Annotated in this window: 16 protein-coding genes; 14 read left to right on the top strand and 2 right to left on the bottom strand. The window is 56.5% G+C overall.

What is annotated here, in order from left to right; translation table 11 throughout:
* Positions 1-2: 2 nt before the first annotated feature.
* Positions 3-137, bottom strand: coding sequence for a 50S ribosomal protein L34 (gene rpmH, locus HZB23_06340; GenBank protein ID MBI5844270.1), 135 nt, complete (start codon positions 135-137; stop codon positions 3-5).
* A gap of 581 nt (positions 138-718) precedes the next feature.
* Between rpmH and HZB23_06335 the strand changes: the two genes are divergently transcribed.
* The 8 genes from HZB23_06335 (at position 719) to HZB23_06300 (ending at position 9,080) form a co-directional block, all read left to right on the top strand.
* Positions 719-1,264, top strand: coding sequence for an arginine decarboxylase, pyruvoyl-dependent (locus HZB23_06335; GenBank protein MBI5844269.1), 546 nt, complete (start codon positions 719-721; stop codon positions 1,262-1,264).
* Positions 1,265-1,600: 336 nt separating this feature from the next.
* On the top strand, positions 1,601-3,313 hold the full coding sequence (recJ, locus tag HZB23_06330) for a single-stranded-DNA-specific exonuclease RecJ (GenBank protein MBI5844268.1): 1,713 nt from the start codon (positions 1,601-1,603) through the stop codon (positions 3,311-3,313).
* A 253-nt stretch (positions 3,314-3,566) separates the two neighbouring features.
* Positions 3,567-4,358 carry a hypothetical protein gene (locus tag HZB23_06325; GenBank protein MBI5844267.1) on the top strand — a complete coding sequence of 264 codons (792 nt, stop codon included), beginning with the start codon at positions 3,567-3,569 and terminating at the stop codon, positions 4,356-4,358.
* A gap of 375 nt (positions 4,359-4,733) precedes the next feature.
* A complete protein-coding gene (locus tag HZB23_06320; GenBank protein ID MBI5844266.1) occupies positions 4,734-5,267 on the top strand; it encodes a hypothetical protein in 534 nt (177 codons plus the stop codon).
* A 106-nt stretch (positions 5,268-5,373) separates the two neighbouring features.
* Positions 5,374-5,832 (top strand): hypothetical protein, encoded by a 459-nt coding sequence (locus HZB23_06315; protein ID MBI5844265.1) that lies wholly within the window; start codon positions 5,374-5,376, stop codon positions 5,830-5,832.
* A gap of 38 nt (positions 5,833-5,870) precedes the next feature.
* Positions 5,871-6,335, top strand: coding sequence for a hypothetical protein (locus tag HZB23_06310; GenBank protein ID MBI5844264.1), 465 nt, complete (start codon positions 5,871-5,873; stop codon positions 6,333-6,335).
* Between the two features lie 188 nt (positions 6,336-6,523).
* A complete protein-coding gene (locus HZB23_06305) occupies positions 6,524-7,006 on the top strand; it encodes a hypothetical protein (protein ID MBI5844263.1) in 483 nt (160 codons plus the stop codon).
* A 328-nt stretch (positions 7,007-7,334) separates the two neighbouring features.
* Entirely contained in the window at positions 7,335-9,080 is a 1,746-nt protein-coding gene (locus tag HZB23_06300; protein MBI5844262.1) for a C39 family peptidase, read from the top strand.
* A 17-nt stretch (positions 9,081-9,097) separates the two neighbouring features.
* On the opposite strand, the gene HZB23_06295 is transcribed toward HZB23_06300, so the two are convergent.
* Positions 9,098-9,451, bottom strand: a complete 354-nt coding sequence (locus tag HZB23_06295; GenBank protein ID MBI5844261.1) for a hypothetical protein — start codon at positions 9,449-9,451, stop codon at positions 9,098-9,100.
* On the opposite strand from HZB23_06295, the gene HZB23_06290 reads away from it, so the two are divergent.
* The 6 genes from HZB23_06290 (at position 9,445) to HZB23_06265 (ending at position 17,488) form a co-directional block, all read left to right on the top strand.
* A complete protein-coding gene (locus tag HZB23_06290) occupies positions 9,445-10,515 on the top strand; it encodes a transporter (GenBank protein MBI5844260.1) in 1,071 nt (356 codons plus the stop codon). The two genes, HZB23_06295 and HZB23_06290, sit on opposite strands and share 7 nt — an antisense overlap.
* 272 nt (positions 10,516-10,787) lie before the next feature.
* Positions 10,788-12,314, top strand: a complete 1,527-nt coding sequence (locus tag HZB23_06285; protein ID MBI5844259.1) for an outer membrane protein transport protein — start codon at positions 10,788-10,790, stop codon at positions 12,312-12,314.
* A gap of 301 nt (positions 12,315-12,615) precedes the next feature.
* Positions 12,616-14,385: a protein kinase gene (locus HZB23_06280; protein MBI5844258.1), complete on the top strand. Its 1,770-nt coding sequence runs from the start codon at positions 12,616-12,618 to the stop codon at positions 14,383-14,385.
* Entirely contained in the window at positions 14,355-14,945 is a 591-nt protein-coding gene (locus HZB23_06275) for a LysM peptidoglycan-binding domain-containing protein (GenBank protein ID MBI5844257.1), read from the top strand. Before HZB23_06280 ends, HZB23_06275 begins: the two co-directional genes overlap by 31 nt.
* A 151-nt stretch (positions 14,946-15,096) precedes the next feature.
* A complete protein-coding gene (locus tag HZB23_06270; protein ID MBI5844256.1) occupies positions 15,097-16,650 on the top strand; it encodes a hypothetical protein in 1,554 nt (517 codons plus the stop codon).
* 13 nt (positions 16,651-16,663) lie between these two features.
* Entirely contained in the window at positions 16,664-17,488 is an 825-nt protein-coding gene (locus HZB23_06265; protein MBI5844255.1) for a nitroreductase family protein, read from the top strand.
* The last annotated feature ends 107 nt before the right edge of the window (positions 17,489-17,595 follow it).

The following is a 17,595-nucleotide window of genomic DNA, read 5'->3' as shown; positions in this document are numbered from 1 at the left end:
GATCAGACTGTGAGGCGCTTCCTGCCCTTGGCCCTGCGGCGGGAAAGAACCTTGCGGCCCTGGGGCGTTGACATGCGCGCCCGGAAACCGTGGGTGCGGGCGTGGCGCTGATTGTGGGGCTGGAATGTGCGTTTCATGATGTCTCCTTCCATTCCGGCGACAAGGCCGGAAAAAGTGTCTGGCGATTGACCGCAACGCTTTTACCCTTAAAAGGCTGGCCTTTCGGGAAAAAGCAAAGCGATTGTTCGAACATCTGGCCGCGCCTGTTTTAAGCGCGCTTTCCGCTCCGCGCTGCCGGGACTGTAAGCTCCGGCGCGGAAACCAACCTATAATGCACAGGGATGAAAAAATGTCAAGTTTGCTTCGCCCAATTTTTCATTGACATCCATGCCGTCTCCTTCTAATAAGCGCTCTGCTTCGGATGAATCCGAAAATGCCGGACGCGATCTGTTGCGGCTGGCGGGTGATTCAGGGGCCGTTTAATTATTACAGGGAGCAGGGTTTAGTTCTATTTTTTTAAACTTCCAAAAATGTTGGGGGAGTAGGATTGCATTATTTCTCCCATCGGCCAGATTCCATTAAAAAACGGAAAAGAACCATGCTCCGCTTAATAAGGTGTGGGTGCCGGGCTTTTCGCCCGCCCATCCGGCTTTGGCAGCGGGACTCGTTCCCCTCATGGGATGTCCGCCATTAAGTTTCGGGATGCAAGGAGGCGATTATGCTGGTTCCAAGATACATGTTTTTCACCAAGGGGCTCGGATTCCACAAAGAGAAACTCGCATCATTCGAGCTGGCCTTACGGGACGCCCGCATCGCCCATCTCAACATAGTAACGGTTTCTTCCATCTTTCCACCGGATTGCAATATACTGGACATAGAAAAGGGACTGGCCAGGCTTCAGCCCGGCGAAGTCACCTTCTGCGTCATGGCCAAGGAGCAGAGCCAGGAACCCGGACGCCGCGTTGTGTCCAGCATCGGCCTGGCCATTCCCGCCGAACTGGAACGCTACGGCTATCTCTCCGAACACCACGGGTTCGGCCAGACCGAGGTGGAGGCCGGTGAATACGCCGAAGACCTCGCCGCCTCCATGCTCGCCACAACCCTGGGCATAGACTTCGACCCGGACAAGGACTACGACGAACGCAGCGAGGTCTTCAAGATGAGCGGCAAGATCGTCAAGTCCCAGCACATCAGCCAGGCCGCCCTCGGAGCCGAGGGACGCATCTGGACTACGGTCCTGGCCGCCGCCGTCTTCATCCTCTAACCCCTGGGCGGCCACAGGGGGCGATCTGCTGTGTCAGGCGCGGGCGGGCGGGTCGGCATGTACGAAAAGTACTATTTCTCCCCGCCCGCCCGCGCCTTCCTTGCATCTCACCCCCTGTGGCCGCCCAGGTGGGCTGAGCCGTGACCCGGATGTTCCCTTGGCCCTGCCAACTGCAGTGTCGGGCGTCCCCCCAAGAACATGCCAATTTTCGCCCGTGACCGACAGGCGGATTCTGCCGAAAATACGGAACCTTCCTTTTTTCCTATGATTCCCCAATGAATCCGCCCGGTTTTTCATCCGCCTTGCAATGGGTGGAAAACGTGCTATACCCCTAGCATGGAAAAGCGCTGGAACATCCTTACCCCTGATCCCCTGGCAGTGCGGACAGTGGCCGCCAGCCTCAACTGCCACCCGGCAGTGGCTGCGGCCATGGTCAACAGAAATCTCGTTGATCCAGAATCCGCCAGCCGTTTTCTAAATCCAAGCCTCGCACAGCTTCCCGACCCTTATTGCCTGAAGGACATGGACCTAGCGGCAAAACGGGTTTTTGCGGCCATTCTGAACCGGGAAAAGATACTGGTCTTCGGTGATTACGACGCAGACGGCGTCACCGCGACGGCCCTTATCCTGGAGTTCCTGGAGGAGATGGGGGCAAGGCCGTCATGGTACATTCCCCACCGGACCCTGGAAGGCTACGGCTTTCACGGCCATCACACCGCTGGCTTCAAGGGCGTTTCGCTCATCATTACGGTGGATACCGGCATAGGCAGCGCCCAGGCCGTTAAGGAGGCCAAAGAGGCGGGCATCGACGTTGTGGTGACCGACCATCACCTGCCCGAAGGCCCGCTCCCGGCGGCCTGCGCGGTGGTGAATCCCAAGAGGCGCGACTGCGCCTCCGGCCTTAATCACCTGGCCGGGGTGGGAGTGGCCTTTTTCCTGTGCATCGCCATACGCATGGAGGCCAGGCGTTGCGGCTATTTCAACAACCACAGCGAACCCAACCTGAAAAGCTACTGCGACCTGGTGGCCATAGGCACGGTATCCGACATGGTTCCACTCGTGAGGGAGAACAGGATACTGACCGCCGCCGGGCTTAAAATTCTGAGGGAGGGCCGCAGGCCTGGCCTCATAGCTCTCATGCAGACTGCCTCGGTTTCGCCCCAGGAGGTCTCCGAAAGAAGCATCGCCTTCGCCCTCGCTCCCAGGATCAACGCAGCAGGCCGCATGGCCCACGCGGAGCTGTCTTTAAGGCTCATTCGCGCAGACGACACGGTAACTGCGGCAAATCTGGCCCAGGCACTGGAAAGGCTCAACCGGGAGCGCCAGGAGATGGAGAGGCACATCCACGACCAGGCCCTGGTCATGGCCGAGAAGGCCATGGACGGATGCGACCCTCCCGCCCTGGTCCTGGGCGCGCCCCGGTGGCATCCGGGAGTCGTTGGAATAGTGGCGGCCAGGCTCGTGCGGCGCTTTTACCGGCCCGTGGTGCTCCTCAACCTGGAAAACGGCGTGGGAACCGGCTCCGCGCGCGGAATCGAGGGTATTGACCTCTGCCACTGCCTTTCAAGCTGCCAGGATCACCTTTCCTCCTTCGGCGGGCACGTGATGGCCGCCGGGCTGAGCCTTGCCCAGGAAAGGCTCGACGGCTTCGCCCGCGACTTCGGGCGCGCGGTGGCGGAAAACGCGGCTCCCGACGCCTTCACGGAAACCGTGTCCATAGACGCGGCCCTGCCCCTGGCCGACATCGGCCCAACGGTGGCCGATCAGCTTGCGTCCATGGCCCCTTTCGGAAGCGGCAACCCGGAGCCTCTGTTCATGGCGGAAAACCTGGCCGCCGTCACCAGCCAGACGGTTTCCGAAAAGCACGTGCGCATGACCCTCAACGAAAACGGAGCCGCCTCTGAAAGCCGCAAGGCCATCTGGTTCAACGCCACGCGCACGGTGGCCCAGGGCAGCACCATAGGCCGGGCCTGTTTCAGGGTTCAATGGAACAGGTTCCGGGATTTCAGGGATATCCAGCTTGTGGTGGAGGACCTGGCCGATTCCTGAAGCCTGCGGCCCGCGCACCCCGGATTGTCCGCGTTTTCCTGAAACATCCCTGAAATCACGAAGTTTTCCTTCTTTAAATTTTCGGCGTCCGGCCTTCACCGCCCATCCCCTGAAAGATTCCTTTTTTCGGCGCACCAATTATGATATGGTATAAAGATTGATATCGGGTTTTGCGCAAAATTGCGGGTCGGCTTGCGAGGCCCTCTTTATGCGGGGTCTTTGAGTCGTGATGCCTGGGCGGGGGGACAATTTTATGCGTCGCCGTAAAACGGTATTATGGGCGGTATTGATTCTGATCCTGTGCGGCGCGTCTGTCTGGCTCATTCTCGGCCTTAAGACTCCCCCCGATCCCTGCCTTCAATCCGATGCTCCCCTGCCCAAATGGGCGAAAAAGGACCTTGCCGGGTTTACCGATGATTTCGATTCCGTACATCCCCGCTGGAACTTCGGAGACGTTGAAAGAAGCGGCTATCATCGCCTTGTGAAGGCCTCAGGCAATGGCTGTGCTGAAATCGGCATTCAGCCAGTGGACCGGTACGGGGATTCCGACTGCTCTTTCGAGGAGACCCGGCTTCTCAGGCGTGCGGGCCTCCTTTCCCTGCGCGCGAAGCATTCGGAAAAGCTAAAGGATTTTTCGGGCGGCACCTTGGGCTTCGGCCTCTGGAACAACAGGGACGGCTACCACTGGGACGCGGCGTGGTTCGTGGCCTGTTCCAAGGCGTCCTCCCCAAAGGTGTACGGCCTTTCCGTCATGATTCTGGAAGACTCCAAAATAGTCTTTCGCAAGGCGATTTCGGTGGATATAAGCAACTGGCACGACTACTCGATCAAAATCACCCCCGACGGCGTAACCTTTTCGGTGGACGGCAGGGACGTTGCCCACGCCGAAGGCGTCAATGCCGCCCGCTCCTGCAAGGGCATCGTTGCCTGGGTGGACAACAAGGCGGTGGATGTTTACGAAAACAGCCATAAAATCGACTTCATCCCGGTAACGAAAAAATCTTTCATGCTTCTGGACAGCGTTTCCTGGACACAGCTTGATTGACGGCAATGAAGCCCGATGCACCTTCCCCGGCAAGTTTGGCCGCCCGGGCATTGCCATCGCCTTCCTTCCTTAGGCCTTTTCGGGTCATGCAACCCGCGCTCTTTTCAAATGGGGTAAATTGCCTCATTTTTGTCCGTGCAAAATGAGGAACTTGCCCCTTTAAAGCGCCTGGATTGGAAATCCGGTCCAACAGGCCCCCCGGTCGAGGCAAAATTGCCCTTTTTCTGTTGACAAAGAACTTGCCGTTCGGATATATCAATTGTCAACCGTCTGCACCAATCCCATGTTCCATAAGAATTTAACGCCCACAGGGAATCATGGTTGTCCTTGGGGATATATCAGCCGTACTTTTAAAAGCGGCGGTCTGGATCGGCCATGAAAAGGTTTCGCATCAGGGCAGGTATTCTTGCGCCGTTCATAATGGCGGCGGTGTTCGTGTCGGTTTCGGCCCTTGCCGGAATGGTTACCTTGGACGACGAGGTGCTTTCGGACACCCGCGCCCAAACGGGAGTGACTATAGACCTTCCTGCGGCCAGGGCCACGGCCACCGCAATTTTTTTGCGTGACAACGACGGCGTGGTCGGGGGGATTTTACCGGCCTACTCCGGCACGGACTATAAAGGCTACCTTATACTGGACAACGTCCGCCTTTCGGATACCGCCGGAACCGGCAGCATAGGCCTTTACGGCTACAAGCTGGACGCGGGCAGGGCCGGCACCGTCAGTATGGTTGCCATTGGGCTTCCAACCATTACGGGCCGGATATCCATAGACTGGGTCCGCATAGGCAACGCGGGCGGGGCGGCCCTGGGCTGGGACGAGCCCAACGGCGGCGGGCCGGCCTACGGCATCTACGTTCAGAACATAACAACAGCCCCCGATAGCGCCATCTGGGTTTGGGGACATTAAACCGTTTTTTAGCCGGGCCGGTTTTTGGGGCGGCCTGGATTGACATCTGCGGGCAACGCCGTAAGCGCGCGGGTAACCACAACACAAGCAGGAAAAGGAGAAAATGATGAAAAAGCTTCTGGTTATTGCGGCAATGCTTCTTCTTTTGGCGCCGGTTTCGGCAATGGCAGGCATGACCACCGCCTCCGAGCTCGAACTGGAAGACGTAACCGGCCAGGTCGGTATGACCATCGACATGTCGATGAACGTCGTGGCCACCGATGTTGCATGGGGCGACTCTGACGGCTTCGGCACCTACACCACCGCCGGCTGGCTGCGCCTCAGGAACGTGACCCTTCCCACCATCAGCATCAACGGCCTGGTAGTCGATCAGGGTACCGGCGCGGGCGTGTCCTACATCGCCCTGGCCACCACCGGCAACCTCATCACCGGTTCACTCACCATTGAGTCCGTCGTAGTGGGCTCCACCGCAACGGCCACCACCGAGTCCCTTGGCGAGCTTCGCGTCGGCGGCATCGGCGTGTCCTTCGGCACCATCCGCATCTCAGGCCATGCGAATCCCTAAGCTGGCTCTTTGGCTTTTTTTGGCGTAAAGGAAACAACATGAAGCGTACAACCGGAATTGGCGTCATTATCATGCTGGTAGTTTTTCCGGCCCTGGCGCTTGGTGGCATGGTGCTGATGGATGAGGAAATGGAGTTCGAGGGTGTAACCGGCCAGGTGGGCATGACCGTGAATATGTCGATGAACCTGACCGCATCCACCATAGCATGGGGCGATTCAGACGGGTTCGGCACCTACACCACCGCAGCCTGGCTCATTTACAACGGCGTCACCCTTCCCACCATCGCATTGAGCAACGTTGTAGTCGACGTGGGCACCGGTGGCGGCGTCAGTTATGTAGCCCTTGAAACTACGGGCAACATCATTACCGGCAACCTTACAATTCAATCCATCATTGTGGGGTCTTCAGCCACTTCAACAACGCAGTCCCTTGGCGAGTTGCGCATCGCCGGGATGGCGGTGTCTTTCGGTACGATTCGCATCTCAGGACATGCGAATCCCTGATCGGCGGCAATGCTGAAAATTTACGCAGCTTCACTCGCATGGTGCTGTGCCGCAACAATGTGGGTGGAAAAATTGCAGTAAAATTCTTCGCGTGTCACAGTTTCACGCGTTGAACACGAAGGGCATTTTCTTGGCGGGATTTGCCTTTCACAACATGTAACGAATCAAACTAAAGAGGAGGTATGGAAATGAAGAAGTTGGCATTGGCTTTGATTCTTCTTATGGTTCCCGTCGCCGCAATGGCAGGCATGAACGCCTTCATGGACATGGACGAAATGTCCAACACCGAGATGGCGGCCCTTACCGGCCAGACCGGTATCACCATGAACGCACAGCTCTCGATCCTCAACGGCCATGTGGCCTGGGGTGACTCTGACGGCTGCAACGGCACCACCGCCACCACCGACGGATGGCTGACCCTGTCCGGCATCACGGTCTCCAGCCTTAACATCACCGGCCAGACCATCGACATCTGCCGCGTCGGCGGCACCAGCTGGCTCACCATCGGCATTCCCTCTCTGACCGTTGTGGGCGGCGTTGCGAATATCTTCATCGACAGCACCGTTGTGACCCGTTCCGGCCTTGCGTATGACGAAGGCAACTCCCTTGGTCACTTGGTTTTCAACCTGACCCTCGGAAGCATGACCACCCAGATCACCGGCCACGACTAATCCGCCGGATTCTGCACGGATTTGTGGTGTAAAGAAAAAAGGACTGCCCTCCGCCGGTGCCAGGCGGAGGGCATCGCCTTTGTTTCATGTCAACAACAAAGCAGTAGCGGAGGCGGGCATCGCGGTCGCCGGGCTTGCCTTTTTTCAGGTTATCCGTTAGCGTGTCGGGGCGCTTATATTTTAGTCGTCAAGAGTCGGCCAGAGTCTGGTTTGTAATCACTCGGTACACGACGCAAGGGCCCAGTTTTTCAGCTTTCATTACGCATCAAAATCGGCAACGGGTTGTGACGCCATGCATGTCATCGCAGGTTTTTTAATCGGAGTGGCAATGCTGACCGGCTTTTATGAGCCGAATTCCATCGAAGACGGCGTTTATTCCGTTGATGGCGGAGTGTATGCATCCACCTATCCGAGGCAAAGGGTGGGCTCGCTGTCCGACAGACGCTATCACAATATCGCCAAGCAGATGTACGACTACAGCTGCGGGTCTGCAGCCTTGACCACCCTGCTCAATTATTATCTCGGAGAAAATCTGGGCGAATCACAGATAATCAATGGATTATTGCGTTACGGAGATGTTCAGAGGATTTCGGAAACCCGCGCATTTTCCCTGTTGGACATGAAAAGTCTGGTTGAAGCCCTTGGTTACGAGGCCCACGGATACAAGACGGACATGGACGACATAAAAAAATTGAACATACCATACATCGTCTCGATCGACCTTTATGGCTACCTGCATTTTGTGGTTGTGAAGGGCGTTTACAAGGATCATATTTTTGTCGCAGACCCGTCTGTCGGCAACATTTCCTACCCCATCTCCAAATTTGAAAAAATGTGGTATAAGAACGTCATTTTCGTGGTGTTGCCCAAGTCTGCCCGCAACGCCTTCCGTCAGCCGGATGGAACCCCAAGGCCGCAACCCCGGCGAGTGGCCAAATACAGGAGAAGGGGCGGCGGCAACGGACACGGACAGGGCGGCAACGGGCACGGAAACACGGGAAGCGGCTACGAAGAGCCGTCAGGCTATGAATACCCGATACCTTCCTCACCCGAAGAATTGAACGCCTTAGGTCTTGGCCTTCCTTTGCCGGATTCCCTGATAGCCAAGGGATACGGTTATCCTGATAATCGCACCGGCAACGGCAACGGCTATGGGAACGCCAACGTAAACGGCACCGGCAACGGTTATGGCAACGCTGTGGTGGCCACCGGCGAAGTCGGAAACGGTTATGGCGTTGGCAACGGCTACGGTCAGGGCAACGGCTACGGCCAGGGTAACGGTTATGGCCAGGGTAACGGCTACGGCCAGGGCAACGGCTACGGTCAGGGTAATGGTTATGGCCAGGGTAACGGCTACGGCCAGGGCAATGGCTACGGCCAGGGCAACGGCTACGGCCAGGGCAACGGCTACGGCCAGGGCAACGGCTACGGCCAGGGTAACGGCTACGGCTATGCCCAGGGCAACGGCTACGGCCAGGGCAACGGATATGGCCAGGGCAACGGAGACGGCAACGTGGCCGTTGCATGGGGCAATGGTTACGGCCAGGGCAACGGACACGGGAACGGTGACGGAAACCTGATCGCAGGCGCTTATGGAACCGGTAACGGTTACGGTTACGGTGCAAGCGGCGGATACGGCAACGGCAACGGATTCGGTAACGGCAACGGGTTCGGCAACGGAAACGGATTCGGTAACGGCAACGGTTTCGGCAACGGAAACGGATTCGGGAACGGAAACGGATTCGGCAACGGCGCAGGTAACACCGGCACACAGCAAAACCGCAGGCGTTTTCACGGTCTTGAATTGTCCAAGTCGGATATCCGTTTTATAGATAATGAAATGGCCCGTGACATCAGGATAACCACAACGCCCAATCCTTCCCTTCTGGCAGCCTCCTTCGAGGCGGATTTCATTACCGGAATCGCCTTTCGCGGACAAAAGGGCGGCGTGTCCATCGGTGCAAGCCTGACAGGTTCCAGCAGCGCAGTCCAGAAAAGCCATTTTTTTACGGTGCAGTCCGACACTGCAATTGTGACCGGAAAAGGGACCGTAAAGATCACCAGCAGCAAGTGATCGAAAGCGCAGCCACCCTATTTCAACGCTGACCGTTCAAAGATAACGGTATTGCCTGCTGGGGTGTTATTAAGCGGAGCATGGTTCTTTTCCTTTTTCAAGGAAAGCCCGATGCGGGAAGAAGTATCCCGGCCTTCCACCTCCATTATCTTCTGTAAAGCGGAGAATGGAAATAAATTGCGTTCCTGGTAATAAAGGCTGAAGGCGAGCAGGCTCATCGTCGGGCAATCACGATATTTTGTCTTGTCATTTGAAGCAAAACGGTATTTTACTGTCCTGTCAATTTCATGAAGGTATTTGAACAAGCGCAGTGTTTCTGACAGGAGATCCCGTCCTGGTCCGTCATAGCGAAAGGAGCCTCTGGTTGTCACGCAAACTCATATTTCCGGCTCTTTGCCTGTGTTTCTTCCTTTTTTGGGGAAACACGGCCCAATGCGAGGAAGGGGAAAGCCCGGCTGTACAGAGGGAAGACCCCGTAAGAGCTCTTCAAAAGCGCGTCCAGGCAATGGAGGAAGAGCTCGAATTCTATAAAAAAGAAGCCGAGGCTAGAACTGCGCTCATGCCTACGGACAAGGACCAGGAGCAAAAGGACAGAACCGAGGATGTCCTGAAGGCTTCAGAGGATGAAGCGGCCAAGTACGTGCTTTTGAAGCAGCGCACAATAGAAATGCGCTACAGCCTGAGCTATACGCATTCTTCATACGACAGGGTTTCATCCGAGCTGGACATTGAAAGGGAGACTTATTTCAACTTCGTCAACAGTCTTGGCCTGAGCTACGGATTGTTGCCCAGGCTGTCAATAAATGCGTCCATTCCTTTCGTGTTCAAGTATCAGAAATCCGGCACCTCGATGCAGGAATCCGATCTCGGCGATGCTTCATTCGGCGCTTCCTGGCAGCTGGCCAGGGAGGCGGAATATCAGCCGGCAGTGCTGGTGTCTTTAGGATATACCGCTCCTTCCGGCAGAAGCCCCTATAAGGTTGACATCGCCAAGGAGCTTTCCACCGGCTCCGGCCTTCACACCTTCAACGTGGGCTTGAACATCAGCAAAGTCATCGATCCCGTCATAGCCTTCGGCGGTTTCGGATTGACATATTCCCTGGATGTTGACGGATTGAACCAGCTGCGTTACGGGACCGTGCTCCAGGAGGTCAAGCCCGGTTATGGATTCAGTTACGCAATGGGCATCGGATTCGCCCTGTCGTATAACACTTCCGTCACCTTCCGTTTCAGCGCCTCCCATGCGGCTGCAACCGAATTCGTTGTAAACGGGTTTCTTTACGAGTCGGACGAATCATCATCAGCTTCGTTCATAATCGGCAGCGGATGGCGCATCACCCCCAAATCCAGTCTGAACATAAGCCTGGGCTATGGCCTCGTGGGCCTGGAAGACTATTCCCTGATGGTTTCCATCCCCTTTGATTTCACGCTGTAGCTGGCGTTCGGAGGAGAGGACCGAATTGAAGCAGGCTTTCATGGCTAATCATGCAAAAGTTCCGGTTCGGAGGCATAGGCGCAACATATCTTGAAATGGCGCCTGCTTTTTTCGGGCGACATGGATAACCGTCCGGTTTTTTGCAGCTTCATTTTAATGACCTTTGCGGGCCTGGGATTGAACGCGTGTTATCTGCCTTCAAAAAACCGTTGAAGTCGGTGGTCGTGGTGTTGGCCGCCTTATGCTTGCCGGTTGCATCCATCCAGGCGGCCATGCACGAGCAAATGGCCATCTGCCCCAAGGGAATTTCCCTGGGCAACGCCTTGTCTGCAGACCCTCCGGGATCGATGTCGGTTCATTACAATCCGGCCGGGCTCACGCGCATAAGGGGAAAACAGCTCGACCTGGGTACGACATACGCCAATTTCGGGATAAAGGCCCGTTTTGAAGCCCCTCCGGGATGGGATGACTTTTTCGGTTACGATTATGATCCCGTTGCCGGAACCAGCGCTGAAACCATTGGCGCAGGCATCAACATACCTTTTTCAGGTCCCGCCTCTTTGGGATTTCTCGTTGCGCCCAACGTCGGCTATGGCTGGCATCCGTCCGGTGAACGCTGGGCGGTGGGCGCGGCTCTTTACGCTCCCTTTGCCGTGGGTCTTGAATGGCCTCCTTCCGGCGTCATCTACGACGCGCAGTACCTGTACCAGCAACGGCTGGTTATTTCGCCCGGCATTGCCTACAAAATCACCGATACGCTTTCGGCGGGTTTGTCCATAGGCATCGGGTCCGGCGCAATGGGCGTGCGCATGGAAATGAGGGCTCCCAATGATCTGGTGGCCCTGACCGGCGTTCTCGGCGAGTTGACCAAGGGCCTGCCGGACATTCTCACCCTTGGCCTTATTCCGTTTCCCCTGTTCGGCGGAGGTCTCGATCCGTTCGAAAGCCAGGGGCGCATGACCGCAGACAATCTTCAGGACAATCTCACCACATCCTACAATGTCGGCCTTCTTTGGGAGCCCAAGGATTGGTTCGCCGCAGGTATTTGCTACCAGAGTGAAAGCCGGGCCAAGTTTTCTGGAACCTACACACTGAGCTATGGCCAGCGTTTCCAGAACCTGATGGACTGGCTTGTGGCCAACGACCTGATGGCCATCATCTCCGAAGCCCTCGGCCTTCCCACAACCGGCGCCCTCGATTATCAGAGGGGCAGGGCGAATATAGAATTCGAGTTTCCAAGGCGGGTGCAGGGCGGCATAATGCTTAAGCCCATCAAGCAGCTGAAGCTTCTGGCCGACGTCAACTGGATTCAGTGGTCATCCATGGAAGCGAACATCTTCCAATTTGACCAGAATATCCAGCTCATGCAGCTTGCCTATCTCATAGGTTATACGGGCGGAAACCAGCGGTTGGTGCTGCCCCGTTACATGAAGGATACGGTTCACTATCATTTTGGCCTGGAAGTGATGCCCACTGACTGGCTGACCCTGCGATTGGGTTATGAAAAGCGGCCTTCTTCGGTAAATCCGGCCTATGCAGACCTTATGTTCGCGCTGCCCGACCTGACTCTCTACTCAGGGGGCTTCGGAGTGAGGCTTACAAGAGACACAAATCTGGATGTGGGCATATCAGTCGTAAAAGGCGAGGACATATCTTACAAGCAGAACGACGGTACGACCAGCCAGCTTCTGAACACCCGCGAACTGACCAGCCTGATTTACAATCCATACGCGGGCCTGGACGTTTACCAGGAAACCGAGGCATTGATCATAACCGCCGGTATTTCATATCAGTTTTAGCGCGAAATTATAGGTCGGCCCGCTTTTCTGGCCGAAAGCCCTATTTAACCAAACGGCGCGTTCGGATATTTTTCCGAACGCGCCGTTTGGTTTGGGCTGGAGGTTTTTCGCGCTTCCTCATAATGATTCCGTTGTATTAGCCGCAATTGTATATCGCTGTTGCCCAATTTGTCATTTTTCCCTGGAACCTTGGGTCCATCGGTGATAATGCTAAAGTTTGGAACAATGTATTTCACGAGGCCGATGGCGCCCGGAAAGCCAACCGACCGTTTTGACCGTCACATCAGGCAGTCTGCCAAACATGGAACCTGTAAGGTTTGGAAAATACCTGCTGCTGGACCAGATCGCCACGGGCGGAATGGCCCAGCTCTACCGAGCCAAGATGACAGGCGACGAGGGCTTTCAAAAGCTCATCGCCATCAAGAAGATACTGCCCCACCTTGCCGTTGAAAAGGAACTCGTTGACTCCTTCATCGACGAGGCCAAGCTCGCCGCCTTTCTTCAGCATGAAAACATCATCCGCATCTATGATTTCGGCACCATGGAGAACGATTATTTCATCGCCATGGAGTACCTTTTCGGCAAAAACCTGCGCATGGTGATGGACAGGGCCGCCATCAGGAAAATTGAGATTTCCCCGGACCACGCGCTTTTCATCATAGGGCGGGTGTGCGACGGCCTGGACTATTCCCACTCGCTGACCGACCTGTCCGGCATACCGCTCAAGATAATCCACAGGGACATAAGCCCGCCGAACATCTTCATATCCTACGACGGAACAGTCAAAATCGTTGATTTCGGCGTGGCCAAGGCGTCCAGCAAGAACACCACGACACAGACCGGGATAATCAAGGGCAAGCTGGCATACATGTCGCCGGAGCAGGCCCAGGGCAAGGAAATCGATCACCGCTCGGACATTTTTTCGGTGGGCATCCTGTTTTATGAAATGATAACCGGAAGCCGCATGTTCACGGGAGAGACGATGCAGGTGCTGGCAAAGGTCAGGGAGGCTGACTACGTGCCTGCCCAAATCGTCAAGCCGGACATCGATCCCATGATCCTCGATATTCTTCAAAAGGCGCTGGAGCCTGACCCGGACCATCGCTACCAGAGTTGCGGCCAGATGCTGGCGGACGTCGAGGAAGCCGCTTTTGCCCTCAATTTCCGGGGCTCCACACGCACTCTGGCCCACTACATGCAGGAGCTTTACTCCGAGCAGATAGAGGAGGAGGAAAAAACCAAGCGTTTCGTGCTTAAAAATGAGTCCTGCGAATCGCCTGGCTGCAATGCGGAAGAGCCTCGGGAGGCCACAACGGTAAAGGTGGCTGAAAAACAGGACAAAGACGGCACGCTTTTTTCCGACGAGGAGGTGGTCCGGGACCTGCGTAAAAAGCAGGGAAGGGCGAGGGCCAAATGGTCGATAATTGCTGTAATTCTCATGTCCATTGTAGGGGCTGCGGTTTACTTTCTTCTGGATACTGGCGAAGACCACTGGCAACCTGCACTGCTGGCCCTGGAACAACAAAATTATACAGAGGCGGTCTCTCTTTTCGATGAGGCGGCCAGGCTTGACCCTGCGAAGCATCCCGCCCATGTTCCGGCGCACGCCAGGGCCCTTGTGGAAGAGGCTCGCAGGCATTATAATATGAAAGAAACAGGTTCGGCGGAGGCCATGCTGAAAAGGGCCGTAACGCTAAATCCCGCCGATATAGACGCCCGGTTCCTTCTTGGCAGGATTCATCTTGCCAAAAAGGATTACAAAAAGGCCATCGATGAATTCGGCACGGTGACAAGGATAAACCCCGGGTTTGTCCAGGCTTTTTTCAACCTGGGTTACATCTATGCGGTGACGGGCGACTATCCAAAGGCGGAATCCTTTTATGAAAAGGCGGCCAGGCTTACACCGCCCTTTCTGGACGAGGTTCTGACCAACCTGGCTGCGGTACAGGACAAAATGGGCAAACGGCAGGAAAGTTTGAAAAATCTGGAAAAGGCCGTTTCCCTAAATCCTCAAAACTCTGAGGCCAAAGAGTACCTAAAATGGTTGAAATCGCAAAATCCCCAAGCCTGATGCGCCGCGCCCTGGTCATTCTGGCTGCGGCAGTCTGTGCTGTGGTTTTCATCTCCGGCGTTTTGGGCTGCGGCGCCAGGCAGCCCGGCGGGGCCCCGGGCCGGGGCAAGGCAACCAAAGTGGCCGCCCCTCCCTCAGCCGGCCCCCAAAAGCCCGCACCCTATATCCATACGGTGAAATATCCGGGTGAAACCCTGTCCATCATCGCTCAATGGTACACGGGACAAATGAGCAACTGGGAGGAAATCGCCAAGGCGAACCCAGGCATGAACCCCAACCAGATTGAAATAGACGAGAAGCTGGTCATCCCAAGGGAATTGCTCAAAACCGAAAAGCCCATGCCATTGAGTTTCGTGCAGGAATTTTTACCCAAACCCAAGCCGCCGCAAAAAAAGAAGGCGGACCCCCCGGCTGCGCCCCCAACCAAAAAGGAGTCAGCGCCGCCCAAGGCGGATTCCAGGACTGCGCCCGAATCAAAGGCCCCTGCGGCCAAACCCGCGCCGGCCAAAAGTTCTCCAGCCGCCCAGCCGCCGGTCATTTTCGGGCCAAAGGATTTTTGACGGAGGACCTTGGGGCGTCTGGAGGCTTAAAAGCAAACCCGGAAGATGGCCTGTCGCCCGCCCGGAAACCCTGAACAGCCTGATTTCGACTCTAAACAACCATCCTTTGGGCCGCAGGCCGAAAACCACAGCCTCTCGGAAAGGGCCAGACATGCGCTTTTTCTCCGCCAAAAAAATGATTTATCCGGTCATCGCCCTGGTTGTTTGCCTCATGGCGGCCAGCGGGGCTTGGGCCGCCTGGACCGCCCGTGCGCCCATGAACGTGGCCAGAGACGGCAGCGCTTCCGGGACATTTTCCGGCAAGTTTTACGTTTACGGGGGCTATGACGGAACGAACCTCGTAAATTCGCTGGAAATATACGATCCGGCAGCCAATACCTGGAGCACCGTCAACCAGGCAACGGGGGTGAGGGACATAACGGGAACTGAGACGAACGGCAAACTCTACATGTTCGGCGGGCATTTCAACGGCCTTTTGATCGATCATTTCGAAAAGAGCTATGACCCGGCCACCGGGATACTGAGCGACGAAATCCCAAGACTGCCGTTGACGGCCCAGGCAAACTGCGTAACCTACACCACCACCATCTGGGGCCAGGAAATTTTCGTATTCGGCGGCGCGGACAACAACGGCAACCTGGTTCAGAGCGTGCTTGCCTATAACCCGGCCCTGAAGACCTGGCGGGAAGCCACCGTCATTCCTGCCGAATATCTGACCGGGGGGCCGGCAATGGGTCTTGCGGGAAGCACCGTCTACCTGATGGGGGGGCAGAACTCAAGCGGCCCGGTCGGAAACGTGGTTGCCTATAACATTCGCACCGATACCTGGTACACCTTAAACATGGGAACCATTAAAATACCAAGGCGCTTTCCCACAGGGCACATTGTTCCGAATGTAAGGGACAGGTTTTTCCTGATCGGCGGCAACCAGGGCATGGCGGCCTTCCCAAGCCAGGCCGTGGCGATTTACGATCCGGCTGTTAGGCTTTCCTGGGAAATTTCAGAATCCCTGCCCGAAGGCGTGTCGGGCAACACAACTTTTTTGGCGGGTTCGGATTCCGAAGGCTATGTCATTTACGTTGCGGGCGGCATCAACCTTGAGCAGCTTCGCACGAACAAGGTCTGGTCCCTTAAGGTTGACAACGGCAGGGGAATCCTTCCCTGGCAGCAGGCCCCGGACGGCACGGACTTAAACGGCAACGATACCGACGACAACCTTGAGCCCGATCGCATAAAGGTGGTCAAAACCTTTACCGGAAACGCGCTTTTCGGAGTGGACCTGAACGAATACAAGGATCAGGGGTTCAAGATCGAGAGCATCCAGGCTCTTCCGTCCTCGGCCATAAGCAGCGCGCCGCGCACCTTTCCCGTGGGGCTTGTCACCTTTAAAATCAAGACGCCAACCATCGGAGCCCAGGTGGTTGCCACCCTACGGCTCAACTACGACACACCGGCGAACAATATCTGGTACAAGTGGAGCTATTTCACGGGCTGGTACGATTACTCAGCTTACGTGACCAAGGTGAACAGCCGCACCTTCAGGGTTCTCCTGATAGACGGAGGCTGGGGCGATGCGGACGGGGTGGCCGACGGCGTAATCACCGACCCCATAGGCCCGTCCATTCCCACCCCTATAGTGGAAGACGAACTCACGGTGATTCTTCCCGACAGCGGGGGCTGTTTCATAAACGCCATTTTCGGATAGGAGACATTCTTTCGTGGAGCTTTTTTCGGTTGACGAGTCCCTGTGCAACAAGGACGGGCTTTGCGCCATGGTTTGCCCCATGGCCATAATCCGCCCGCCTTCCAAGGAAGCCTTTCCGGGCCCCGCCCCCAATGCCGACGAGGCCTGCATAAGGTGCGGCCATTGCGTTGCCGTCTGCCCCACGGCGGCCTTCAGCCACAGGGACATGCCCGTTGAAGGCTGCCCGCCCATAAAAAAGGAATTGAAGATTTCAGCCGAGCAGGCCGAACAGTTCATCCGCTCCCGCAGGTCGGTGAGGGAGTTCACCGACAAGCCGGTCACCAGGGACGAGGCGGCAAGGCTCATAGACATCGCCCGCTACGCCCAGTCGGGCCACAACTCCCAGCCCGTGAGCTGGCTGGTGGTCCTGGACCAGGAAAAGGTGAAGGCCCTGGCCGCGCACGTGATAGACTGGTGCAAAAGCGTCATGAAGAGCCACCCTGATTTCGCCAAGACCATGCACATGGACATCATGACAATGGCCTGGGATTTCGGCTTCGACGCCATCCTGCGCGGTGCGCCAGCCCTGGTGGCGGCCTGCGGGGAAAAGGGCTCCACCATGGCCCCGGACGCCTGCGTCATCGCCACCACCACAATGGAACTTGCGGCCCCCAGCCTGGGCCTCGGCACCTGCTGGGCCGGGTACTTCATAGCCGCTTCAAGATTGTGGAAGCCCCTGAAAGAGGCCATGCAACTGCCCGAAAAACACGAAATTTTCGGCGCGGTGATGCTTGGGCATCCCAAGTTCAAGTATAGCCGGATGCCCGCAAGAAAGGCCCCGGTCATCCACTGGCGCTAAGGGCGGTGCATCGGATAAAGTTTTACGGCGGGGGGCCAGGGCCGGTAAATACCGGCTTTCGCTCCCCGCCAGCTTTTCCCCCCAGCCGTCAAAACACTTTTTCAAAT

This window comes from Deltaproteobacteria bacterium (assembly GCA_016235345.1).
Classification (GTDB): domain Bacteria; phylum Desulfobacterota; class Desulfobacteria; order Desulfobacterales; family Desulfatibacillaceae; genus JACRLG01.
The sequence above is the reverse complement of the archived record's forward strand: the minus strand, read 5'-3'. Positions and strand labels throughout refer to the sequence as shown.

Coding starts and splice junctions, on each gene's coding strand:
- HZB23_06305 (MBI5844263.1), top strand. CDS start 6,524: ATGAAGAAGTTGGCATTGGCTTTGATTCTTCTTATGGTTCCCGTCGCC.
- HZB23_06315 (MBI5844265.1), top strand. CDS start 5,374: ATGAAAAAGCTTCTGGTTATTGCGGCAATGCTTCTTCTTTTGGCGCCG.
- HZB23_06270 (MBI5844256.1), top strand. CDS start 15,097: ATGCGCTTTTTCTCCGCCAAAAAAATGATTTATCCGGTCATCGCCCTG.
- HZB23_06275 (MBI5844257.1), top strand. CDS start 14,355: ATGGTTGAAATCGCAAAATCCCCAAGCCTGATGCGCCGCGCCCTGGTC.
- HZB23_06335 (MBI5844269.1), top strand. CDS start 719: ATGCTGGTTCCAAGATACATGTTTTTCACCAAGGGGCTCGGATTCCAC.
- HZB23_06300 (MBI5844262.1), top strand. CDS start 7,335: ATGCTGACCGGCTTTTATGAGCCGAATTCCATCGAAGACGGCGTTTAT.
- HZB23_06285 (MBI5844259.1), top strand. CDS start 10,788: ATGCACGAGCAAATGGCCATCTGCCCCAAGGGAATTTCCCTGGGCAAC.
- rpmH (MBI5844270.1), bottom strand. CDS start 137: ATGAAACGCACATTCCAGCCCCACAATCAGCGCCACGCCCGCACCCAC.
- HZB23_06280 (MBI5844258.1), top strand. CDS start 12,616: ATGGAACCTGTAAGGTTTGGAAAATACCTGCTGCTGGACCAGATCGCC.
- HZB23_06310 (MBI5844264.1), top strand. CDS start 5,871: ATGAAGCGTACAACCGGAATTGGCGTCATTATCATGCTGGTAGTTTTT.
- recJ (MBI5844268.1), top strand. CDS start 1,601: ATGGAAAAGCGCTGGAACATCCTTACCCCTGATCCCCTGGCAGTGCGG.
- HZB23_06325 (MBI5844267.1), top strand. CDS start 3,567: ATGCGTCGCCGTAAAACGGTATTATGGGCGGTATTGATTCTGATCCTG.
- HZB23_06320 (MBI5844266.1), top strand. CDS start 4,734: ATGAAAAGGTTTCGCATCAGGGCAGGTATTCTTGCGCCGTTCATAATG.